Source organism: Pseudomonas sp. LAIL14HWK12:I10, assembly GCF_900184205.1.
GTDB lineage: Bacteria > Pseudomonadota > Gammaproteobacteria > Pseudomonadales > Pseudomonadaceae > Aquipseudomonas > Aquipseudomonas kermanshahensis.
On record NZ_FXWU01000022.1, the window covers coordinates 24838 to 47297 of the forward strand.

Sequence of the window (22460 nt, forward strand, 5' to 3'; positions counted from 1 at the left end):
GGCCGGTGATAGCAGCGAACATTTGCTGTCTGATCACCGGCCTCTTCGCAGCACAAGGCTGCTCCTACAGGGCAATGCCCCCGATCGTCGGCTCGGGTCAGCAACTCATCACCACAGGCGTCAAATGGTTCCAAAGGCCCCTTTGGAGAACCCCCATGACCCAGCACGCCGTGGCCCGCCTCGATCAGCTCGACCCCAACCGCCCCCTGCGTGTGCAGGCCGGCAGTGAAGAACTCATCCTGATCCGCCAGGGCGACCTGGTGCATGCCTACCAGGCCAACTGCCCGCACGCTGGCGCCCCGCTCGAAGAGGGCGTGATCTGCTCGGGGCTGCTGGTCTGCCCATGGCACAAAGCGGCCTTTGCCGTGGACGAAGGTGCGGTGTGCGAACCGCCGGCACTGGCCGACCTGCGCCGCTACCGTGCGTGGGTCAAAGGTGATGAGGTGTGGGTGGATGACCAACCCCTGGCCAAGGCCGAGCCCCCGCGGCACAGCGATGCCCGTTGTTTCGTGGTAGTCGGTGCCGGCGCAGCCGGCAGTGCCGCCGTCGCTACCTTGCTGCGGCACGGTTTCGCCGGCCGCCTGGTCTGGCTCGACCAGGAACACCAGCCGGCCTACGACCGGACCGCGCTTAGTAAATTCGTCATTGCTGGGCAAATGCCACCTGATGAAGTCCCTGCCCTGCTCGAAGCGGATGACTTGCGCAAAGGCCACCTGATCCGTCAGCACGGCAAGGTCCGCACACTCAACAGCGAGAAACGCCAGATCATCCTTGCCGACGGCCAGCACATCGACTATGACGCTTGCCTACTGGCAACGGGCGGTAAAGCGCAACGTCCAGCGCTCCCGGGGGCAGATCTGCCGGGTGTATTCACCCTGCGCTCACGTGAGGACGCCGCGCTGTTGCTCGACGCTGCAGAACCCGGGCAGCCGGTGGTGATCGTCGGCGACGGTTTCATCGGCCTGGAGGCCGCCGCTGCACTGCGCAAGTACGGCCTGCAGGTGCACCTGGTCACCCGCCATGAGGTGCCGTTGGCCAAACAGTTGGGTGAACGTATCGGGCGCAGCATTCGCGAACTGCACGAACGCAAAGGCGTGGTCTTTCACGGCCCCACCGAAATCGAACGTTTCGAAGGCCAGGCTAAGGTGGAGGCCGTGTTGCTGGCCAACGGTGAACGGCTGCAGACGCCATTGGTATTGCTGGGCACCGGGGTCAAACCTGCCACGGCCTATGTGCAAGGGGTGGCGCTGGCCGACGATAAATCGCTGCCGGTCAATGCCGAAATGCGTGCGGCACCCGGGCTGTGGGCTGCCGGAGATATCGCCACCTTCCCCCTGGCTGGCCGGCCCGTGCGCATCGAACACTGGCGCCTGGCCCAGCAACACGGCGTGATCGCTGCGGCCAACATGCTCGGCGAGCAGCGCCGCTACGAAGATGTGCCGTTCTTCTGGACCTACCAGCATGGGCGCACCTATGAAGTCCTGGGGCATGCACGGGACTGGAACCGCATTGAGTACGTCGGCCAGCCAGAGCAAGGCGACTTCGTCGCGCTGCAATGCGTGGATGAGCAGGTCGAGGCCGTCATCGCCAAGGGCTACTCGGATGCCATGGCGCACCTGTCGCAGCGGATGAAGCGGCCGTTGCGGCTGGACGAGGCGCTGAAGCTGATTGGCTGACTTTTTCGGGAAAAAATCAGCTATGGTTTCCCCACCTCTAATAACAAGCATTTCGTGGAGCGCCCATGGCCGCGCACACCCCTTCACCCCGCGCCAGTGAACTGGCCGCCTTCGTCGACTGCCACTTCGCCGAGCGCGGCCTGACGCCAGAACCGGTGATTGCCGAATCCTGGTACCGCAGCATCACCCAGCACCGCCTGGACCCTGAACTGCGCCACGTCGACAACATCCTCAGCGCTGCCGAAATCCGCCAGCACCAGGCCCAACACGAGGCCTACCTGAGCATCGCCAGCCAAGGCGTCAGTGGCCTGGCAAGGCGTGTGGTGGATGCCGGTTTCGCCGTGCTGCTCAGCGACGCCGACGGCATCACCCTTGATGCCCGCCTGCCAGCCGACCACCAGCGTTACACCCGCTCCGGGTTGATCGTCGGCGCGCGCTGGGACGAGTCGATCGCCGGGACCAACGGCATTGGCACTGCACTGGCCTCGCAGCAAGCGCTGACCATCCACCGTCAGGAACACTTCCTGGCAACCAATGCCCGGCTCAGTTGCTCGGTGGCGCCGATCTTCGATGCCCACAACCAACTGCTCGGCTGCCTCAACGCGACCTGCCTCTATAACGACGGCCCCAAGCAGGCCCAGCACCTGACCTTGCAGTTGGTGACCCTGTACGCCCGGCTTATTGAGAACAGCCATTTCCGCCAGCGCTACCGCGACTGCCTGACGTTGGCCATCAAGCCGCGTGACGATTTCTCCGACCTTGCCGCCGAGCAACTGCTGGCCCTGGACGAAGGCGGCCGGGTGATAGGCGCCAATCGGGCGGCCTTCCTGGCGCATGCCGGCACGCTGTTGGGTGTGGCAATCGAGCAACTGCTGCCTGCCAACATCGACCAATTGCTCGACCTTACGCGCGGCGGTGCCCGTGGCACTCAATTGCACGGGCATGTGCAGGCGCATCTGCTGGACGTCGGCCTGCGTATACCGGCCGGCTACCGCCAATCCACGCCGTCGCGGCCCCTGCCCGCGCGGGCGGCGTACCCCACGCTTGAGCAATTGGCAGGCGAGGATGCGCAGTTGCAACAGGGAGTGAAACGCCTGCGCAAGGTGCTCGACAAGGACATCGCCATTTTGTTGAACGGCGAAACCGGTACCGGCAAGGAGGCCTTCGCCCGTGCCTTGCACCAGGCTAGCCAGCGCCACGCCAAACCCTTCGTCGCACTCAACTGTGCAGCGATACCCGAGTCGCTGATCGAAAGCGAACTGTTCGGCTACCGCGCTGGCAGCTTTACAGGTGCCAATCGCAAGGGCATGAAAGGCAAGCTGGAGCAGGCCAATGGCGGCACGTTGTTCCTGGATGAGATCGGTGACATGCCAACGCACCTGCAAACGCGCCTGCTGCGGGTGCTTGCCGAACGCGAACTGGTACCTCTGGGCGCAGAGGCGCCGGTGACGCTGGATATTCAGGTGATTTCGGCAACGCACCAGGACCTGCAAGCCATGATCGGTGATAGAGGCTTTCGCGAAGATCTTTACTACCGGCTATGCGGCATGCGCATGACGCTGCCGGCATTGCGTGAGCGCAGTGACCGACGTGAATTGATCGAGCGGTTGTTGGCGGGGTTGCCGGGAGGGGCTGGTTTGCGTTTGAGCGATGAGGCCCGGCGTTGCTTGCTGGGGTATGCCTGGCCGGGGAACGTGCGGCAGTTGCTCAATACGTTGCGCCAGGCGGTAGCGCTGGCGGAAGGTGGGGTCATAGAGCTGGCAGATTTGCCGGAGGAGCTACTGAACCGTGCAGTGCCTGCCAGGCCAAAAGTGCTGGAACAGCAGGTCGAAGATGCCGAGGCGCGGCACTTGCTGGAGGTTTTGAAGCGAGAGCGCTGGAACATGAGCCTGGCGGCAGAGGCTGCGGGGATTTCGCGGTCGACGTTGTATCGGAAAATGAAGCGGTACGGGATCGTTCAGCCGAACCAGTTGGGGTGACTGTACCGGCCTCTTCGCGGGCAAGCCCACTCCCACAGGTACACCACAGTTTTCAAGCCTGTGGGCTCACCTGTAGGAGCGGGCTTGCCCGCGAAGAGGCCAGAAAAGCCAACCCTTATCCCTGGATGTACACCACCTGCGTACGCGTGTACTCATACAACCCGTGTTTGCCATCCGCCCCGCCGATCCCGGACTTGCGCGCCCCGGCATGGAAGCCCTGCATGGCCTCGAAGTTTTCGCGGTTGATGTAGGTCTCGCCAAAATCGATCTCGCGGCTAGCCTTCAACGCCGCGTTCAGGTCGCGGGTGTACAGCGAAGACGTCAGCCCGTACTCGCTGTCATTGGCCAAGGCAATCGCCTCGTCCAGGTCATCGACCACCTGAATCGGCAGCACCGGCCCAAAAATTTCCTTGCGCATGATCTCCATGTCGGCGGCGCAGCCCGCGAGCACGGTCGGCTGGTAATGGAACCCGGCCCCCAGGTCCGCTACCTGCCCGCCGGTCACCAACTGGGCGCCCTGCCCGACCGCCGTGCGCACCATCTGCGCTACCTTGTCGAGCCCGGCCTGGTTGATCAGTGGCCCCATGTCCAGGTCGGCCTGGCGCGACGGGTCACCGTAACGGGTCGCGGCCATGGCCTGGGCCACCTTGTCGACGAAGGCGTCGGCTACCTTGCGCGCCACATACACCCGCTCGGCGCAGTTGCACACTTGGCCAGTATTGATCACCCGCGAGGCAACAATGGCTTTCGTCGCCAAGTCCAGGTCAGCGTCCGCGAGCACGATCGCCGGGGCCTTGCCGCCCAGTTCAAGGTTGAGCTTGGTGATGTTCGGCGCTGCCGCCGCCATAATCCGGGCCCCCGTGGCGACGCTGCCAGTAAAGCTGACCAGGTCGATACCGGCATGGCTCGACAGCCCATGACCGACGCTGGCCCCCTTGCCACCGACCACGTTGAACACCCCCGTTGGCAGGTCGGTCTCGGCCACCAGCTTGGCGAATTCATAGCAGTTGATGGGCGTTTCTTCACTGGGCTTGATCACGATGGTATTGCCCGTGAGCAGCGCCGGCGCCATCTTGCGGGCGATGAGGAAGAACGGGAAGTTCCAGGGCAGTATCCCAGCCACCACACCCAGCGGCTTGCGCATCAGGAAAATGTGCTCGTTGGCACGGTCGCTGGTCAGCACCTCGCCTTCCAGGCGCCGCGCCCATTCCGCCATGTAGTCGAGGTAGTCGGCGGTGAAGTTCACCTCGACCTGTGCCAGCCCCGGCACCTTGCCGCCTTCCTGGGTGATGATGCGCGCTAAGCGTTCGGCATTGGCACGCACCTTGGCGGCGATCTGACGCAGGTAGCCGGCGCGTTCGATGGCAGGTTTCGCTGCCCAGCCTTTTTGCGCGTTGCGTGCCGCTGCAATGGCCCGCTCCACCTGATCGACCGGCGACTCCGGCACACGCCCCAGTAACTGCGCGTTGGCCGGGTTGTACACCTCGATCAGCCCCTCGCTGGGTACGAAGGCGTTGTCGATGTAGTTCTGGTAGATCGCTTCAGTCATGGTCATCTCACTCCTGTGACGGGTTGTCGGCCAGTGACGGCTGGGCAGCCGGCTTGGCGCTGAATTGCTGCCAGGCGTTGCCTTCGCTTTTCAGGTCATGGGCACGCTTGATGAGGTACTGGTGCACCTGCTCGACTTGCTCGGGCTTGAGGTTGTCGGCAAACGACGGCATGCCATCCGGCACGCGGCCGCCATAGAGGATGCCGAGGAACATCTGGTGTTTATCAGCACTGAGTTTGCGCAAATCTGGCAGTACACCGCCGCTGATGGCATGGATGCCGTGGCACTGTGAGCAGTTGCCGTCGTACAGGGCCGCACCGGCGGCGACAGTCTTGGCGTCGGCGGTCAAGGGTGGGGGTTCGGGCGCATTGGCGGGCGGCGCAGGCTCACGCAATTTGGCGGTACCGCCAATCTTGTAGGTCAGCACTTGCGAGAACGGCTGTACCCCGGCACGTAACGACAACGCCCCGGCAAACGTCGAGAAGGCCCCGCCCCAGCCGGCCATGAAGGTGACGTACTGCTCGCCATCGACCGAATAGGTGATCGGCGCTGCCATGACGCCACTGGCGGCGGGTGATTCCCACAGCTTCTTGCCGGTGTCGGCGGCATAGGCGATCACACGGCCATCGGCGCTGCCCTCGAACACCAGGTTGCCGGCGGTGCTCAGGGTGCCGCCGTTGAAGATGGTGATGTAGGGCACCTCCCAGGCCGGCGCCTGTTTCACCGGGTCCCAGGCGATCAGCTTGCCGGACCAGGTCTTGGCCATTTCCAGCAGGCCATCGGCACCCTCGGGCATCATGCCGGTGCGTAACCCCAGCTGGTACACGCTTTTGAACGGGTTGCGCTTGGGCGCCTCGGGGATGTGCTCGTAATAGGCCGACATGATATGCGCCGGGATGTACACCAGGCCGGTATTGGGGTTGTACGACATTGGGTGCCAGTCATGCGCGCCCCAGAATGCCGGCGTCACCAGCTTGCGCTTGCCGTCCTTCCAGTAGGCCGCTGCCTCGTCGTCGAGAATCGGCCGCCCGGTTTTCATGTCGATGCCCTTGGCCCAGTTCACCGGCACGATATTCTTCGCGGACAGCAACTCGCCGGTGGCCCGATCGAGCACATAGAAGAAGCCATTCTTGGGCGCCTGCATCAGCACTTTGCGTTGTTTGCCGTTGATCGGCAGCTCGGCGAGGATCATGTGCTGGGTGGCGGTGAAGTCCCAGGCATCACCGGGGGTGGTCTGGTAGTGCCAGGCGTATTCGCCGGTATCGGCATTGACGGCGACAATCGACGACAGGAACAGGTTGTCGCCTTTGGCCTGGCTACGCCATTTAGGGTCCCACATCGAGCCGTTGCCAACGCCGATGTACAACAGGTTCAGCTCAGGGTCGTAGGCGAACGAATCCCAGGCCGTGCCGCCGCCGCCCCACTCGACGAAGGCATCGCCGTGCCAGGTCTTGCTGGCAATCTCCATGGCCTTGTCTTCAGGCGGCAGCTTGGGGTCACCCGGCACGGTGAAGAAGCGCCAGGCCTGCTTGCCGGTTTCGGCGTCATAGGCCGTCACATAGCCACGCACACCAAATTCTGCCCCACCGTTGCCAATGATGACCTTGCCATTGACCACCCGCGGCGCACCGGTGATGGTGTAACTGCGCTTATGGTCGTCGCGGGTGTCCACCGACCACACGCGCTGGCCTGTCTTGGCATCGATCGCCTCCAGGCGCCCGTCCAGCACGCCGACGTAGACCTTGCCCTGCCACACGGCCACGCCGCGGTTTACCGCATCACAGCACGCCTCACCGGCGCGATTGCGGTCTGACTGCGGGTCGTATTTCCACAGCAGCTTGCCGTTGCGGGCATCCAAGGCATACACCACGGAAAACGGCCCCGTGGTGTACATCACCCCATCGACCACGATAGGCGTGGCTTCTACACCCCGGTCCAGGTCGAGCTTATAGCTCCAAGCCAGGCCCAATTGATTGACGTTGTCCTGGTTGATGGCCTTGAGCGGGCTGAAGCGTTGTTCATCGTAGGTACGGCCGTGGCTCATCCAGTTGCCAGGTTCCTGGTCGGCCTGGATGATCCGCTTGCCATCCACTTCTGCAGCAAAAGCGGTTGCGCAGCACGCCAAGGCAAGGGCCAGGCAGCCCAAGGCGTGCGGAAGGGGCCGGCGGTGCGGGCCTGTTCGGTTCATGGTCGGTTCTCCGTTCTTGTTATGGCGACACCGCATCAGGCGTCGATATCAGACAGAGCAACGGCTGTGCCAGCATCACCCGGCACCCTCGAAACAGGCATTACAGAGCGGTTGCTAGCCAAACGGCCGGGCAATGGCTGAGGCCTGCACATGCAGCAGCCATGGCACAGCTGATGCAGGCATGACACAGGTGTGTCAGCCACTGTGGCGGGCTTTCAATGGCGTGCGGTTGTGTGTAAAACAGGCAGACAAGCCCACTGCAAAGGACTCAACCGCATGATCTACCGTCCCCTTGGCCAGAGTGGCCTGCAGGTTTCCGCCCTTACCCTGGGCAGCATGATGTTCGGCGAGCAGACCAGCACCGAGGACTCACTGCGGATCATCGAAAAAGCCTGGGACCAGGGCATCAACTTCATCGACACCGCCGATGTCTACAACAGCGGGCGTTCGGAAGAAATCGTCGGTGAAGCCGTGGCGCGCCATCGCCAGGACTGGATAGTGGCGTCCAAGGTCGGCTTTGGCCCGGCCGACGGCCTGCCCAACCGCAGCGGGCTTTCGCGCAAGCACATCTTCAATGCCATCGACGCGACGCTCACGCGCATGGACCTGGACTACCTCGACGTTTACTACCTGCACCGCGAAGACCACAAGGTACCGCTGGAAGAAACCGTGCAAGCCATCGGCGACCTGCTGCGCCAAGGCAAGATCCGTTATTGGGGCGTCTCCAACTTCCGCGGCTGGCGCATTGCCGAGCTGTGCCACCTGGCCGAGCGACTCGGCGTGGCCAAGCCGGTGGTGAGCCAGCCGCTGTACAACATCGTCAACCGCCAGGCAGAACCCGAACAGCTGACCGCTGCGGCCTACCATGGCCTGGGCGTGGTGCCGTTCAGCCCCTTGGCCCGCGGTGTGCTCAGCGGCAAGTACGCACCCGGCTCGGTGCCAGATGCCAGCAGCCGTGCCGGGCGCCAGGACAAGCGGATCATGGAAGTGGAATGGCGCCAGGAATCATTGGCCATCGCCCGCCAGATCCAGGCGTATGTCGAAGCCAAGGGCGTGGGCATCGTCGAGTTCGCGATTGCCTGGGTACTTAATAACCAACTGGTGAGTTCGGCCATTGTCGGGCCGCGCACCGAAGCACAATGGGACACCTATGCCGGCGCATTGAACGTGAAAATCACGGCGGAGGATGAAGCGTTCATCGATTCGCTGGTAACGCCGGGCCATGCCTCGACGCCAGGGTTCAATGACGTGGCGCACTACGTGAGTGGGCGACTGGCGCGCAATTGATGGCAGCCGTTTGATTGAAGCCAAGGGGCCGCAAAGCCGCTTGGCGGCTCTACCGCGCTGCGGCAGATACAAAAAAAGCTCCCTATCTTTCGATACGGAGCTTTTCTTTACACGCCACACAATTGCCAGGCTTCACGCCGTTCGATCAAGCACCCAGGTCAACACGCAAGGTTGCAAGCACCTGTTCGAACGCCGAGCCGGCGGGTGCGTGTCTTACTCAGGTCGCACTTGGGCGGCCTGCATGCCTTTTTGCCCTTTTTCGGCAACAAAGCTAACAGTCTGGCCTTCTTTCAGCGACTTGAAGCCGTCCGATTCAATGGCTTTGAAATGAACGAAGAGGTCGTCGCCACCACCCGCTGGGGTAATGAAGCCGAACCCTTTTTCATCGTTGAACCATTTAACTGTACCGGTTTGTCTGTTGGACATGCTCTGAGCCCTCGATGGCTTATTTGATGCGTTTTACGTGAAATTACAACGAGGGCCTTATCAAACAACCAGCCCCTGCAGTGGCATATTGAGCGCTTTGGCGACGATAAGCTACTAAGAATTCCACCAAGCCGCAAAATAGCTGTGCCCTGTACCCGATTTCCCCCGCAAAATGGGGGCTGCGGCGGTAAACAGAATCTTCGTTTAATCGCCCCTGGGCGGTACTGCAGCCGGCCCCAGGTAACGCGAAGTCCACTCAGCCAGTGGCAATGGGGGTTGCTGATCGACGATACGCCGCCAGATCAAGCCCAGGTCATGCCCGTTGAACATCGATGCCACCCCTGCCCCTCGCCACGCCGTGGGCGTGTCGGCAATCCAGTGCCCCTGGCTGTCGCGGTGGGCCATGTTGAAGCGGAAAGTGTAGTTGCCGGGGATGCCCATGCGCAGGTCGGTCACCACCAGGGCGCCGTCGATTTCGTCATAGCGCAACCAATCATCCGTGAACCAACGCAGGCGTTGATGCAAAGGCGCACCGGCAAGCGCAGCGGCCAGCTCAAGGTTGCGTGGCAGGCGCTGCATTTCTGGCGGTTGCTGGTCGAACCCGCTGCTGACGCCTTCGTAGTAGTCGCCGTCCGGCGTCTTGGCCAGTACGCGCCAGATCAGGCTGTTGAAGGCAATCGGCACGGCACGTACGTCGCTGACCGTGATGCCCTGCTGGTCCAACGCGGCCTGAAAGCGTTGCTCCGCCTGCATGCGCCCAGCCAGGCCAAAGCCGAGGTAGGCCGTACTGAAAACCAGTGCCAGGGTCAGCAGCCGCACGGCAGTGCCCGTCACGCCCTTGGCGAGGGTGTAAATCACTGCCGCCAGCAGCGGCACGGTGTAGACAGGGTCGATGATGAACACCGCAGCCCAGCTTTGCGGGGTCAGCGCCAACGGCCAGAACAGTTGCGTGCCATACACGGTAAAGGCGTCCAGCACCGGGTGCGTGACCAGCACCAGCCAGAACGCGAGGAACAGGCGCGGCACGGTATAGCCTTTGCCTGGCCAGCACCGGTTGACGCACCAGGCCAGCAGCAGCGCCAGCCCGGTCAGGACGAAAAGGGAGTGGGAGAACCCCCGGTGGTAGGTCATCTGCGACACCGGGTCGGCGTAGCGGATGACCACGTCCAGGTCGGGCAATGTGGCCAGCGCTGCGCCGTACAGCAGCGCTCGGCGGCCCTGGATGCGACCGAGCACAGTGCCCTGTAGGGCGGCGCCGAGTACGGCTTGGGTCAATGAGTCCAAGGCGGGATTTCCTGAGAGGATGACGCGTGAAAGCTAACCCCCTCTACCCTCTGGGTGCAAATGCGGCTCAGTGACAAAAGATGGCAGCTGGGTTTTCACAACAACTGCCAGGTGTACACCAGGGTCAAGCGATTCTCGTCGATATCACTGCGGTAGTTGGACCGTGCCATGGCATTTCTCACGCGAATGCCCAGGCCTTTCAACGCCCCACTCTGCACCGCATAGCCGATATCCAGGTCGCGCTCCCGGTCACGGCCCTCGTAGCCCTGCCCGGTATCGACATTGTTGCCGGTGATGTAGCGCACCGTTGCCGTCAGCCCCGGTACGCCCATGGCGGCAAAATTGTAGTCGTAGCGCACCTGATAGGAACGCTCGTCGGTGTAGGCGAACTCGTAGGTTGGCACCTCGTTGCCCAAGGGGGAGATGTTGGCAAATACTCGCGGGAACGGGCTGTCGCCATAAATGCCCTGATACCCTGCATGGAAGCTGTGCCCGCCATGGCGGGCGGTGAACAGCGAGAAGAATGCCTGGTTATCGATACTGCCCAGCAGGGCGTCGCCGTCCTCGCGGGCGGTGAAATAGCCAAGGTTGGCGCTCAGCACCCAGTCGCCGACAGGTTTGCTGTGTTTGAGGCCGACAAAGCCTTGCTCGTAGATATCTTCCAACTGCCCGTACCACAGGCTGACACTGCTTTGGTTCGCATTGAACGCGTAGTCGCCCCCCACATAGTTGAACGCATCACCTTCAGCCTGACGCATTGGCACGTGGCCGAGCATGGCATTCATCTTGCCATCGCCGCCCTCGTTGCGCAGGTGCGTTGAGGTCAGGTGCCCGGCTTGCAAGGTCAGCCCCTGCAGCTCGGTCGACAACAGGCTGGCACCTTGGTAAGTCGGCGGCAGCAGGCGGATATCACTGAACGTCAGCACTGGCAGGTTGGGCTGCAGTTCGCCCACCCGCAGCTCGGTTTTCGACAGCCTGGCCTTGAACGTCGGCGCCAGGCGGCTGTATTCGTCTGCGGCGCGGCCATCGCCATGCACCGGCAACAGGCCGGTATTGACCCGGTCGGGGCTGCTGTCGAGTTTGATGCCCAGCAGGCCGAGTGCATCCACCCCGAACCCCACCATGCCAGGCGTGTACCCCGATTTGAAGTCAAGTATGAAGCCCTGGGCCCACTCCTCGGCCTTGGACTGTTGATTGGCGCCGACAATGTCGGAGAAGTCGCGGCTGAAATAGTAATTACGGGCACTGAGGCTGGCCTTCGAATCCTCGAAGAAGCCGCCTTCAGCAGCCAGCAGCGGTGGGCTGAGCAATGCCAGGCCAATAGCGACGCAAGGGGTGTGGTTCATTCCGAAGCTCTCTTGATCTTGTTTTTATGGAATAAAGCGCTGGGAACACAGGCATCATGGGGTGCGGCGCATTACCTCCCGCGCTTGAGGCCGCCGCAGAACGAGTAGCGCGTGGGCCAGCAGGCCGAACAGCAGGCCCCAGAACGCCGCCGACAGGCCAAGGAAGGACACCCCCGAAGCGGTGACCAAAAAAGTGAACAGCCCGGCATCACGCTCAGCAGGCTCGGCGAGGCTGCGTGCCAGGGCTTCGCTGATTGCCCCGTACAGGGCCAGCCCGGCAAGGGCCGCGATCAGTGCCGCCGGAAATGCCGCGAACAGCGACATCAAGGTGGCCCCAGCAACCCCAAGCAGCAGGTACAGCACACTGCCGGCGACGGCCGCGACATAGCGCCGGCGCGGGTTTTCATGGGCCTCATGGCCTGTGCACAGGCTGGCGGTGACGGCCGCCAGGTTCAGGCCGTGGCAACCAAAAGGCGCGAGCACGGCGCCACCGATGGCGCTGGCACTGATCAACGGGCTGGCCGGTGTGGCGTAACCGGCGTTGCGCAGCACGGCCATCCCCGGCATGAATTGCCCGGTGAGGGCCACCAGCACCATGGGCAACGCCAGGCTGAACACCGCCGCCAAGCTGAATTGCGGGGCAATCCATTGCGGCGAGGCCAGTTGCAGTACCAACGCCTCGCTGCGAAACGCCCCGCTGGCCACGGTCACGACGGCGCCCACGCACAGTACGGCGGCCACCGCATAGCGCGGCTGAAGCCTGCGCATCAGCACATAGGTGATGAACATGGCCACCACCAGCAGCGGCTGTACCGGCAAGGCGCGGAACACCTCGATGCCGAAACTGAACAAGATGCCGGCTTGCATTCCGGCGGCAATGGAGCCTGGCAGGCGCGCGATGATGCGGTCGAAGGCCCCGCTGATGCCAATCAGCAGCAAGACCAGGTTGGCCACCAGGTACGCCCCCACGGCCTGCTCCAAGCCGAGCTCAGGCAGGGCCGTGACCAACAGCGCCGAGCCTGGGATCGACCAGGCGATCACGACCGGCACCCGGTAGCGCAGGCTGAGTACAGCGCCGAGCACTCCGCTGCCCATGGAAACGGCCCAGACCCAGGAAGACAGCTGGCCATGGGACAACTGCGCGGCCTCGGCAGCGTGAAAGATGATCACCAATGGGCCGGCGTAGGAGATCATCGTCGCCAGGCAGCCGGCGACGATGGCAGACAGCGAGCTGTCCTTGATCAGGGTTTTCATTACGCTTGCGCCGCCGTAGCCAGGCCATGGCGCTTGCCACTGACCAGGTGCACGGCCATGGCCAGCGCGGCAATCGCGCCAGGGATGGCGAACGCGATGAAATTCAGTTGCAACGGCAGGTTGATGCCCATCAGCGCGCCACCCAGCAGCGGGCCGACAATGGCGCCATTGCGGCCAATGCCCGACGCCCAGCCCAGGCCGGTGGAGCGCACCGCCAGGCCATACATCTGTGCCGCGCCGGCATACAACAGGATCTGCGTGCCGATGGTGGTGGCGCCGGCGATGAAGATCAGCAGGTACAGCACCGGCATCGGGCTGTTCACCCCCAACAGGCTGATCGACAGCGCGGCGGCAATGAAGAAACCGACCTTGACCTTGACCAAGTTGTAGCGGTCGCCCAACCAGCCCCCCAAAATCGCCCCGGCCATGCCACCGAAGTTCAGCGCCAACAGGAACGACAGGCTCGAACCCAGGCTGTAACCCGCGTTGGCCATCAGCTTCGGCAACCATGAACTGAGCGCGTAGACCATCAGCAGGCAGCAGAAGAACGCCAGCCACAGGGCCAGTGTGCGCACGGCCAGGCCGTTGCGGAACAGCTCGACGACCGAGCTGCCAGCCCCCTTGCGGTCGGTTGCCTGAAGCACGTCACCAGGCTGGATGTCGCACGCGGGGTCAAGCTGTTTGAGCAGCTTGCGGGCTTCTTCGGTGCGCCCTTTACGTACCAGGAAGCCAATGGATTCTGGCAGGTAATAGAGAATCACCGGCAACAGCAGCAGCGGTACCGCCGCAGCGAAGAACATCGACTCCCAGCCGAAACGCGGCAGCATGAAAATACCGACGCCTGCCGACAGCATGCCGCCCAGCGAATAACCACTGAACATGATCGCCACCAGCGTGCTGCGCAGGCGTTTGGGGGCGTATTCGTTCATCAATGCCACGGCGTTAGGCATCAAGCCGCCACACCCGAGGCCGGCGATGAAGCGGTAGATGCCGAACTCGCTGGGGCTGGTGGCAAAGCCGTTGAGGATGGTCGCCGTGGAGAACAAGGCGAAGCAGATGGCGATGCCCTTCTTGCGCCCGATGCGGTCGGCCAGGCTGCCGAATACCAGGGCGCCGAACATCATGCCGAACAGCGCATAACTGCCCAGGGCGCCGGCCTGCAGGGGCGTCAGGCCCCACTCTTTCATGATTACCGGCAGTACCACGCCGTAAATGAACAAGTCATAGCCGTCGAAGATCAGCAGCAGGCCGCACCAGGCCATGACCATCCAGTGGAACGCGGTAAAGCGCGCATTATCGATGATCGGGTGCACGTCAAGGGTTCGCATGGCATCTGTCTCTGTTGTTTTTGTTGTGGAGTAAAACGGTTGCCGGGGGGGGGCTGGCTCAGCCGAGGTCGCCGCCCCCTACCGGCAGCGTTACGCCGGTGATGTAGGAAGCTTCGTCGGAGGCCAGGAAGAGGATGGCGCCGACCTGCTCGTCGATGCTGCCGTAGCGGTGCATCAAGCTGCTGTCGAGGGTCTGGTCGACGATTTGCTGGTACCAGGCCTTTTCCTGCGCGCTCTGCTCGGCGGCGTTGCGCGGCACGCGCCGTGGCGGTGCCTCGGTGCCGCCAGGGGCAGTGGCATTGACACGGATACCGCGCCCGGCGGTTTCGAAAGCCAGGCAGGCGGTGAGCGCGTTGACGCCACCTTTGGCCGCGCCGTAGGGCACGCGGTTGACGCCACGGGTGGCGATGGACGAGACGTTGACAATGGCCCCTGCCCCGCGTTCGAGCATGTACGGCAACGCGGCATGGCAACACCACAAGGTGGGGAACAACGAGCGGCGCACTTCGGCCTCGATCTGTTCCACTTCGTAGTGTTCGAAAGGCTTGGCCCAAATGGTGCCGCCGACATTGTTGACCAGGATGTCGAGGCGGCCGAACGCTTCGACCGCAGCGGCCATGACGCGGGCACAATCGCTGTGCAGTTCGAGGTCGGCGGTGAGGGTCAGCATGCCCTCGCCGGCCAATTCGTGGACCAACTCGGAGCGGTCCACCGCCACCACCTGCGCGCCTTCGGCCTTGAGCCGCCAGCACACGCCGCGGCCAATGCCTTGGGCGGCGCCGGTGACCAGGGCGACTTTGCCTTGAAATCTTGTGTTCATCAGTATTTCTCCATGCTGACGCGGACGCTGTGGGAGCGGGCTTGCCCCGCTAGCAGACCCCACGGTGGATGGCACGGGCTGCGCCCGTGTTCGCGGGGCAAGCCCGCTCCCACAAGGGCGGCCCCAAGGAAACTCAGGCCGCGGCGGCGAACTTCTCGTAGTAGAAGTTCGCCGGCGTAATGCCCTGCTCGCGAACGTACTGGCTGACTGCCTCGACCATCGGCGGTGGCCCGCACAGGTACACGTCCACATCGCCGTCATTGAGGTGGCGCGGTTCGATGTGCTGGGTGACATAGCCTTTCTGCGGGTACTGGCTGTCTGGGTTGGCCACGCAGGCGCTGAAGGTGAAGTTTGCAATGCGCGCCGCCAAGGCCTGCAGGCGGTCCAGCTCGACCAGGTCGAAGTCGTTGGTGACCCCGTAGATCAGGTGCACCGGGTATTCGCTGCCCTGCTCGGCGATCTTCTCCAGCATCGCGGTGAACGGTGCCAGCCCGGTGCCACCTGCCAGCAACAGCAGTGGGCGCTGGATCGGCCGCAAGTAGAAGCTGCCCAGCGGCCCAGCCAGGCTCATGCTGTCGCCGGCCTTGGCCAGGTTGGTGAGGAAGCTGCTCATCAAGCCGCCCGGCACGTTGCGGATCAGGAAGCTGACCTCGCCGTCCTTTTGCAGCGAGCTGAACGAGTAAGCGCGGCTCTGCTCGCTGCCGGGCACCTTGAGGTTGACGTATTGCCCCGGCAGGAATGCCAGCCGGCTCAGCGCCTCGCCCTTGATCGACAGGGCAATGGTGCTCGCCGACAACTGGCGCACGTCGCTGATGGCGGCTTCGAAACTGGCCTGTTCGGTCTTGCACACGTGCGAAGAGGCCGGGATGCGCACCACACAGTCGGATTCAGCCCGCATCTGGCAGGTCAGCACATAGCCTTCGGCGATTTCGTCCTCGCTCAGGGCGTCTTCGATGAAGTTGTCGCCCAGGTCGTAGCGCCCGGACTCGGCCTTGCACTTGCAGGTGCCGCAGGCGCCGTCGCGGCAGTCCAGCGGGATGTTGATGCCCTGGCGGTAGGCGGCGTCAGCCACGGTCTCATGGCCAGTGGCCTCGATGAAGCGGGTTACCCCGTCCTCGAAATTCAGTGCGATCTGGAAGCTCATGTTGCACCTCGCGGGCGAGCCTGCCCGCGGCGCGCCATGCGGCACACCGGGCGGCTCGCGTTACCTCGGTTCAGATGTGGTAGATGTCGATGACCTGACGCACGTAGTCGTTCTTCAGGACCACCTTCTTGGCCTTGATCAACGGCTGCTCGCCGCGCAAATCGAGGGTGTAGAAGCTGCTGCCGAAGTAGCTGTCGGTGGTCTTGTAGCGAAAGCTCAGGGTGTGCCAGTTGAAGCGCACCTGGCAGTAACCCTCGCCCTGCTCAACGATCTCGATGTTGCTGATGTTGTGCGAGGTACGGGTGTCCGGCACGGTCGCGCTGGAGCGCTCGGTCTTGATGCGGAACACCCGGTCCTCGAGGCCACCACGGTTGCCGTACCAGATCAGCGAGATTTCGCTTTGTGGGTCTTCGGTGAGGCGGTCGTCATCGTCCCAGGACGGCATCCAGAAGCTGGCATCGGCTGCGTACAGCTCCAGCCACTGGTCCCATTCGGCGTCGTCCAGGTAGCGCGCTTCGCGGTAGAGGAAGTCGCGCACGGTTTCGTAGAGGCTCATTGCACGGCCTCCACGGGGATCAGTTGCTGCTCATCCTTGAGCGCCTGGATCATGGTGTCCTGCCAGTACTTGTGTTGCAGCACGAACAGGCCTTCGTCCTCGGTGCGCACGCCTGACAACAGCGGCTTGAGCTCGATTTCCTGGGCCGCCTCGTCAGCGCCCTCGACCCAGTGGGCAGCGCCGCGGGACATGTCGTTCCAGCCGGTGCCGCCGCCGTAGCCGGTCTGGCACGAGCGGAACTCTTCAAGGTCGTCCGGGGTGGCCATGCCGCTGACGTTGAAGAAGTCCTCGTACTGGCGGATGCGCTTGGCACGGGCGTCAGCGCTCTCGCCTTTGGGCGCGATGCAGTAGATGGTGATTTCGGTCTTGTTTACCGAAATCGGCCGGGCAATACGGATTTGCGAACTGAATTGGTCCATCAAGTACACGTTGGGGTACAGGCAGAGGTTGCGCGAGTTCTCGATCATCCAGTCGGCGCGTGCTTGGCCGTAATCGGCGGCCAGCTGGTCACGTCGCTCGTAGGCCGGGCGGTCTTCTGGGTTGGCCCAACGGGTCCACAGCAGCAGGTGGCCATGGTCGAAGGAATAGAAGCCCCCGCCCTGCTTGGCCCAAGCACCTGCGCTCATGGTCTTGATCTCGTCCCCCGACTCGCGCTGTTTGCGCTGGTTCTGGGTGGCGGCGTAGTTCCAGTGCACGGAGCTTACGTGGTAGCCGTCGGCGCCGTTCTCGGCGGTGAGCTTCCAGTTGCCTTCGTAGATATACGAACTGGCGCCACGCAGCACTTCCAGGCCTTCGGGCGACTGGTCGACGATCATGTCGATGATCTTGGCCGACTCGCCCAGGTGCTCTACCAGGGGCTTCACATCGGCATTCAAACTGCCGAACAGAAAGCCCCGGTACGACTCGAAGCGCGCGACCTTGGTCAGGTCGTGGGAGCCGTCGCAGTTGAAACTGTCGGGGTAGCCGGCGTTGCTCGGGTCTTTGACCTTGAGCAGTTTGCCGCTGTTGTTGAAGGTCCAGCCATGGAATGGGCAGGTGTAGCTGGCACGGTTACCGCGCTTGTGCCGGCACAGCATGGCGCCGCGGTGGCTGCAGGCATTGAGGAAGGCATTGAGTACCCCGTCCTTGTTGCGCGCGATAAAGATCGGCTGGCGCCCCATGGTCAGGGTGAGGAAGTCGTTCTTTTCGGGGATCTGGCTTTCGTGCGCCAGGTAGATCCAGTTGCCCTCGAAGATGTGCTTCATCTCCAGGTCGAACAGGCGTGGGTCGGTGAACATCTCGCGCTTGCAGCGGTAGATGCCCTGTTCACGGTCGTCTTCGAGCATGGCATTGAGGTAGTCGAATCCCAGGGACATGGCCAGGGTCTCCATTGTTATTGTTCAGACCATGTCAGGTTAGGGATCGAGGGGGGGCGGCAATATCCTATTCGTGCAGAGTGGTATCCGATTTGTGCAAATCAACGCCGGTTGCGCAGTGTGGCAGAGGGCAGTTCCCCGAACTGTTGCCGGTAGATCTCCGAAAAACGCCCCAGATGCAGGAAGCCGTAGTCCATGGCAAGCTCGGTAACGTTTTTCACGGTACAACGGGTATCGCTCAGGCAGGCATGAACCCGCGCCAGCTTGCGTTGCCGCACATACTGCTTAGGCGTGGTACCCAAGTGCCGATCAAACAAGGCATACAACGACCGCATGCTCATGCAGGCCTGCTCTGCCAGCACTTCAGCTGAAAGCTCAAGTTTCAGGTTGCGCTCGATGTAATCAAGAATCCGCTCAAGGCTAGCCGCCGGTGCACTCAGGCTTTCGCGCCGAATGTTGGTGCTCATCAAGGTCAGCAGTTTGCTGGCCACAATCTGGCTGTAATGCCCCTGCACCCGCGGCAACGACTCATTCACCTCGGCTTCATGGCACACCATCGCCAGCAGGTTTACAAAGCCATCCAGCTCTTCCAATCGGTAGTGGTTACGCAGAAACCGCACACCGCCATCCGGCCGATGCCAGCGTTGTTCGTCGCAGATCGAATCGAGCAGCCGGGTCGGCACCTTGAGGATGAATTTTTCGCAGTCTTCCGAGTAGGTCAGGTCAACTGGGTCGTCCGGGTTGATCAGCAACAACTCGCCCGGCACCAAGTGATGCTCACGCTGGGGCCCGCGCCACAGGCAGTTGCCGTTGAGCAACACTTGCAAGTGGTAGATGGTTTCCAGCGCGGGCGAGGTGACGCGCACGCTGCCGCCGTAGCTGATGCGGCACAGGTCGAGTTCGGCGAACTTGCGGTGGCTGAGGCTGGCCTGGGGGTGGGTGGTGCGCGACAAACCGATGCAGTGCTGGCCCACGTGCTGGTTCACATAATCGGACACAGCATAAGGGTCGGCGTGGTGAAACACGCTACTGCGCTCGCTCAGCAGGCGGCTTTCCATAGGCAAGGCACTCGGTTTCGTTGTTGTTCTGGGCGCCGCTTCCTACGGGCCTTGGGGCCGGTGGTTGCGGTCGATCACGGTTATTCTATCGGGCTGGTCGCTGGGTACAGGGGCAGGCGACAGCCGGTGAATAGGCACACACTAAGCAAAAAGGCGGGGATGGGGCAATGCGACCATTGGAATCGTGGGCGGATAGCGGACAATAGGGCACGGTTAATCGTGCGATTATCGAACACTATTTCATTTTTACGGTATCGCTATCTCCTGCCGCCCTGCCCACCCCTGGCTCCTCGCCCGAAACTGGCGCGGCGCAACGGCGAACAGCTCACGAAAACGCCGGTAGAAATGCGGAAAACTGACAAAGCCGCTGGCCACGGCCACTTCTGTCAATGACTTGCTGGTGTGTTGCAGCAACTGCCTGGCATGGGTCAGGCGCAATTCCAGGTAGTAGCGCGGCGGTGTCGCCTGTACATGGCGGCGGAACAGCCGCTCCAGGTGCCGACGCGACAAGCCTGCATGTTCGGCGATTTCGTCGATGCCGATCGGGTCTTCGATATTCGCATGCATCAGCTCAAGGGCCAAGCGTATGCCCTTGGGCAGGCTGGGGTCGATGTCCGCTGCAGTGGCCGGGGCATCGCTCATCACCCGTGCGCGATCGCAGGCCAGCATCTGCTCCACCGCCCGGCGCAACCCGTTGCCACCTCTGTGTTCGAGCAAGGCCAGCATCATGTCCAGGGCACTGCTAGCCCCTGCGCAACTCAGACGCCGACCATCCAACACATGGGCTTGGCGGCTGACACGTACCTTGGGGAACAGCTCGCTCATCATTGCCCGACCATCGGGGTGGAAGGCGCAGGCGTGGTCATTGAGCAGGCCGGCTTCGGCCAGGAAGTAGGTGCCGTTCCATAGACCACCCAGCTGGCAGCCATGCTGGTCGGCCTGGCGCAGCTTGGCGCGCAGCAGCGGTGCGCTTTCCAGGCGCACCCGAAACCCACCGCATACCAACAGGGTGTCTAGCACCTGCACATCGAGCTCGGCCAGTGGCGTTTTGACCGGCAAGGCGATGCCCAGGTCGCTCATGACCTGTGCTCCATCACCCACTACCTGGATCTGGAACAGTGGCGTGGCGCTCATCAGGTTGGCGGTGACCAGGGTGTCCATGGCCGCAGTAAAGGCCATCATGGAGAAATGCTCACGTAACACGAAGGCGACGCGTTGGCACGGCATCGACAGCGAAGTACGGCCTGCGGTGTCCAGGTGGGCCAGGTTGGCGTTCTTGAGGGTGCTTTCGAAATGGCTCATGGCTTTGACTCAACTGCAAAAATCGCGTTGGCTTCTTCGCGAGCAAGCGCGCGCCTACAGGCAGCGCGCAAACCCAACGCTGGCACGAACCCTGTGGGAGCGGGCTTGCCCGCGAAGAAGCGCTCACCGATGGAACAGGTTACTTGCTGGCCTGTGTCGCCGCCGCGCGCGACGCCTGCAGCCACGCGTCGAACTGCTGGCGATGCGCCGCAACCCATTCTTTGGCATGGCGGGTGATGTCAGCAGGCTTTTTCTCACCTTGCTGCATCTTGAGGTTCTGCGCGCTCTCGTCCGCCGTGGTGATCTGCATCAGCGACAGGAACTTGGTGGCTGCCGGGTTTTCCTGGGCGAATTCCTTGTTCAGCACCGCCTCGACCTTGTCGACCGCAAAGCCCAGGTTCTTGCCCTTGTACATCGTGTCGACATCGTTGTTGCCATCCGGCAGGTCGGTCTTCGGCACTTCCAGCCAAACCACGTCCTTGTCCTCGACCAGCACGGTGGAGATCCACTGTGGCACCCAGGTGAAGTACAGGATCGGCTTGCCTTCCTTGTAGCGGGTGATGGTGTCGGCCATCAGCGCGAAGTACGAGCCCTGGTCGACGTGCACGCTGCTGTCCAGGTCATAGGCTTTGATGTGGTGCGAGATGATCAGCTCGCAGCCCCAGCCCGGGTTGCAGCCGGTCAGGTTGGCCTTGCCGTCGCCGTCAGTGTCGAACAGCTTGGCGATCTCCGGCTTCTTCAGGTCGGTGATGTACTTGATGTGGTACTGCTCGGCGGTCTTCTTGTCGATCAGGTAGCCCTGCAGCACGCCAGGCATGATGTCGCCGGCCTTGACCATCACGTCATCGCCGCCGGCCTGCTGGTAGAACTTGTCGTGCAGCTTGTCCCACAGGTGCACGGTGAAGTCGGCATCGCCGTTGGCCAGGGCCACCATCATCACGCCGTACTCGGTTTCCTTAGGCTCCTGCACCTTGTAGCCCAGCTCGCGCAGGCCTTCCATGGCGACTTCGCCACGGAAGCGTTCTTCGGCGATGGAGGGGAAGATCGGCGTTACCTTCACGCCCTCGCCCGGCTTGTCGGCCGAGGCGTTGGCGCACAGCGAGGCGATTACCAGGGCCAGCGCGCTGGCGCCTTGCAGGATGCTGCGGGAGAACTTGGATTCCAACATCGTCGCGTACCTTCTTCTGGTTTTTATGTCGTGTGCGGCAGTACGAATGTGTTTGCGTCAGGCGGTCTTGCGCCGCCCTGCAGCGTGCCCTGAGCCGCATAGGCGCAGCACCGCACCCACGGGCCCGGTGTGGTACCAGCGCAGGCTCGGGTCGGCATTGGTGCGCGCGCCCATGGCTTGGGTCAGGCGGTCGAGGAAGATCGCCAACAGCACCAGCCCCATGCCACCGACCGTGGCCAGGCCCATGTCCAACCGGCCGATGCCGCGCAGCACCATCTGGCCCAGGCCGCCGACCGAGATCATCGAGGCGATCACCACCATCGACAGCGACAGCATCAGGGTCTGGTTGAGCCCGGCCATGATGGTCGAGGTGGCCAGCGGCAGCTGCACGCGGGTCAGCATCTGGCGCGGCGTGCAGCCAAAGGCGCGGGCCGCTTCGGTCTTGTCTTCCGGCACCTGGCGGATGCCCAGGTTGGTCAGGCGCACCAGCGGCGGCAAGGCAAACACGATGGTCACCAGCACGCCCGGCACGTTGCCGATGCCGAACAGCATCACCACCGGCACCAGGTAGACGAACGCCGGCAGCGTCTGCATCGCATCGAGCACGGGGCGGATAATGCTTTCCAGGCGGTTGCTGCGGGCGCAGACGATGCCCAGCGGGATGCCGATCACCGCGCAGAAAAACACCGAAGTGAGCACCAGCGCCAGGGTGGTCATCGACTCCGACCACACGCCGATCA

The 22460-nt window shown here is 62.9% G+C and carries 18 protein-coding genes; 3 read left to right on the forward strand and 15 right to left on the reverse strand.

What is annotated here, in order from left to right:
• Positions 1-155 precede the first annotated feature (155 nt).
• Together QOS90_RS27105 and QOS90_RS27110 are read left to right on the forward strand one after the other, a co-directional pair.
• Positions 156-1676 (forward strand): FAD-dependent oxidoreductase, encoded by a 1521-nt coding sequence (locus QOS90_RS27105; protein ID WP_085274389.1) that lies wholly within the window; start codon positions 156-158, stop codon positions 1674-1676.
• A 65-nt stretch (positions 1677-1741) separates the two neighbouring features.
• Positions 1742-3655: a sigma-54-dependent Fis family transcriptional regulator gene (locus tag QOS90_RS27110; RefSeq protein WP_085274390.1), complete on the forward strand. Its 1914-nt coding sequence runs from the start codon at positions 1742-1744 to the stop codon at positions 3653-3655.
• A 115-nt stretch (positions 3656-3770) separates the two neighbouring features.
• Here QOS90_RS27110 and aldA read toward each other — a convergent pair whose 3' ends face one another.
• Together aldA and QOS90_RS27120 are read right to left on the reverse strand one after the other, a co-directional pair.
• Positions 3771-5204, reverse strand: coding sequence for an aldehyde dehydrogenase (gene aldA / locus QOS90_RS27115; protein ID WP_085274398.1), 1434 nt, complete (start codon positions 5202-5204; stop codon positions 3771-3773).
• A gap of 7 nt (positions 5205-5211) precedes the next feature.
• Positions 5212-7392 (reverse strand): PQQ-dependent dehydrogenase, methanol/ethanol family, encoded by a 2181-nt coding sequence (locus tag QOS90_RS27120; RefSeq protein WP_085274391.1) that lies wholly within the window; start codon positions 7390-7392, stop codon positions 5212-5214.
• A 276-nt stretch (positions 7393-7668) separates the two neighbouring features.
• On the opposite strand from QOS90_RS27120, the gene QOS90_RS27125 reads away from it, so the two are divergent.
• On the forward strand, positions 7669-8679 hold the full coding sequence (locus QOS90_RS27125) for an aldo/keto reductase (RefSeq protein ID WP_027595419.1): 1011 nt from the start codon (positions 7669-7671) through the stop codon (positions 8677-8679).
• Positions 8680-8892: 213 nt separating this feature from the next.
• Here the strand turns inward: QOS90_RS27125 and QOS90_RS27130 are convergent, their stop codons facing one another.
• From QOS90_RS27130 to QOS90_RS27190, 13 genes are all read right to left on the reverse strand, one after another.
• Complete coding sequence (locus QOS90_RS27130) at positions 8893-9105, reverse strand: cold-shock protein (protein WP_027595420.1); 213 nt, start codon at positions 9103-9105, stop codon at positions 8893-8895.
• 204 nt (positions 9106-9309) lie between these two features.
• Positions 9310-10389 carry a metal-dependent hydrolase gene (locus tag QOS90_RS27135; protein WP_027595421.1) on the reverse strand — a complete coding sequence of 360 codons (1080 nt, stop codon included), beginning with the start codon at positions 10387-10389 and terminating at the stop codon, positions 9310-9312.
• Between the two features lie 95 nt (positions 10390-10484).
• On the reverse strand, positions 10485-11735 hold the full coding sequence (locus QOS90_RS27140) for an OprD family porin (RefSeq protein WP_085274392.1): 1251 nt from the start codon (positions 11733-11735) through the stop codon (positions 10485-10487).
• A 54-nt stretch (positions 11736-11789) separates the two neighbouring features.
• Positions 11790-12989 carry a benzoate/H(+) symporter BenE family transporter gene (locus tag QOS90_RS27145; RefSeq protein ID WP_027595423.1) on the reverse strand — a complete coding sequence of 400 codons (1200 nt, stop codon included), beginning with the start codon at positions 12987-12989 and terminating at the stop codon, positions 11790-11792.
• Positions 12989-14317, reverse strand: a complete 1329-nt coding sequence (locus QOS90_RS27150) for an MFS transporter (RefSeq protein WP_085274393.1) — start codon at positions 14315-14317, stop codon at positions 12989-12991. The genes QOS90_RS27145 and QOS90_RS27150 overlap by 1 nt, the downstream gene beginning before the upstream one ends.
• 58 nt (positions 14318-14375) lie before the next feature.
• On the reverse strand, positions 14376-15137 hold the full coding sequence (locus tag QOS90_RS27155) for a 1,6-dihydroxycyclohexa-2,4-diene-1-carboxylate dehydrogenase (protein ID WP_027595425.1): 762 nt from the start codon (positions 15135-15137) through the stop codon (positions 14376-14378).
• Positions 15138-15270: 133 nt separating this feature from the next.
• Positions 15271-16281, reverse strand: coding sequence for a benzoate 1,2-dioxygenase electron transfer component BenC (benC, locus tag QOS90_RS27160; protein ID WP_027595426.1), 1011 nt, complete (start codon positions 16279-16281; stop codon positions 15271-15273).
• A 70-nt stretch (positions 16282-16351) separates the two neighbouring features.
• Positions 16352-16837, reverse strand: a complete 486-nt coding sequence (gene benB, locus QOS90_RS27165) for a benzoate 1,2-dioxygenase small subunit (protein ID WP_027595427.1) — start codon at positions 16835-16837, stop codon at positions 16352-16354.
• On the reverse strand, positions 16834-18192 hold the full coding sequence (benA, locus tag QOS90_RS27170; RefSeq protein WP_085274399.1) for a benzoate 1,2-dioxygenase large subunit: 1359 nt from the start codon (positions 18190-18192) through the stop codon (positions 16834-16836). Before benA ends, benB begins: the two co-directional genes overlap by 4 nt.
• 101 nt (positions 18193-18293) lie before the next feature.
• Entirely contained in the window at positions 18294-19250 is a 957-nt protein-coding gene (locus tag QOS90_RS27175; protein ID WP_085274394.1) for a helix-turn-helix transcriptional regulator, read from the reverse strand.
• A gap of 246 nt (positions 19251-19496) precedes the next feature.
• Complete coding sequence (locus tag QOS90_RS27180; RefSeq protein WP_085274395.1) at positions 19497-20552, reverse strand: GlxA family transcriptional regulator; 1056 nt, start codon at positions 20550-20552, stop codon at positions 19497-19499.
• A 139-nt stretch (positions 20553-20691) separates the two neighbouring features.
• Positions 20692-21720 (reverse strand): glycine betaine/L-proline ABC transporter substrate-binding protein ProX, encoded by a 1029-nt coding sequence (gene proX, locus QOS90_RS27185; RefSeq protein WP_085274396.1) that lies wholly within the window; start codon positions 21718-21720, stop codon positions 20692-20694.
• A 57-nt stretch (positions 21721-21777) separates the two neighbouring features.
• Positions 21778-22460: ABC transporter permease subunit (locus QOS90_RS27190; protein WP_097151377.1), on the reverse strand; the 683-nt coding region annotated here is incomplete at its 5' end.

Bases quoted from the DNA above. Each gene is read 5' to 3' on its own strand.
- QOS90_RS27105 (WP_085274389.1), top strand. From the start codon at position 156: ATGACCCAGCACGCCGTGGCCCGCCTCGATCAGCTCGACCCCAACCGC.
- QOS90_RS27125 (WP_027595419.1), top strand. From the start codon at position 7,669: ATGATCTACCGTCCCCTTGGCCAGAGTGGCCTGCAGGTTTCCGCCCTT.
- QOS90_RS27145 (WP_027595423.1), bottom strand. From the start codon at position 12,989: ATGAAAACCCTGATCAAGGACAGCTCGCTGTCTGCCATCGTCGCCGGC.
- QOS90_RS27140 (WP_085274392.1), bottom strand. From the start codon at position 11,735: ATGAACCACACCCCTTGCGTCGCTATTGGCCTGGCATTGCTCAGCCCA.
- benC (WP_027595426.1), bottom strand. From the start codon at position 16,281: ATGAGCTTCCAGATCGCACTGAATTTCGAGGACGGGGTAACCCGCTTC.
- QOS90_RS27130 (WP_027595420.1), bottom strand. From the start codon at position 9,105: ATGTCCAACAGACAAACCGGTACAGTTAAATGGTTCAACGATGAAAAA.
- QOS90_RS27110 (WP_085274390.1), top strand. From the start codon at position 1,742: ATGGCCGCGCACACCCCTTCACCCCGCGCCAGTGAACTGGCCGCCTTC.
- QOS90_RS27155 (WP_027595425.1), bottom strand. From the start codon at position 15,137: ATGAACACAAGATTTCAAGGCAAAGTCGCCCTGGTCACCGGCGCCGCC.
- QOS90_RS27180 (WP_085274395.1), bottom strand. From the start codon at position 20,552: ATGAGCCATTTCGAAAGCACCCTCAAGAACGCCAACCTGGCCCACCTG.
- QOS90_RS27120 (WP_085274391.1), bottom strand. From the start codon at position 7,392: ATGAACCGAACAGGCCCGCACCGCCGGCCCCTTCCGCACGCCTTGGGC.
- aldA (WP_085274398.1), bottom strand. From the start codon at position 5,204: ATGACTGAAGCGATCTACCAGAACTACATCGACAACGCCTTCGTACCC.
- benA (WP_085274399.1), bottom strand. From the start codon at position 18,192: ATGTCCCTGGGATTCGACTACCTCAATGCCATGCTCGAAGACGACCGT.
- benB (WP_027595427.1), bottom strand. From the start codon at position 16,837: ATGAGCCTCTACGAAACCGTGCGCGACTTCCTCTACCGCGAAGCGCGC.
- QOS90_RS27175 (WP_085274394.1), bottom strand. From the start codon at position 19,250: ATGGAAAGCCGCCTGCTGAGCGAGCGCAGTAGCGTGTTTCACCACGCC.
- proX (WP_085274396.1), bottom strand. From the start codon at position 21,720: ATGTTGGAATCCAAGTTCTCCCGCAGCATCCTGCAAGGCGCCAGCGCG.
- QOS90_RS27150 (WP_085274393.1), bottom strand. From the start codon at position 14,317: ATGCGAACCCTTGACGTGCACCCGATCATCGATAATGCGCGCTTTACC.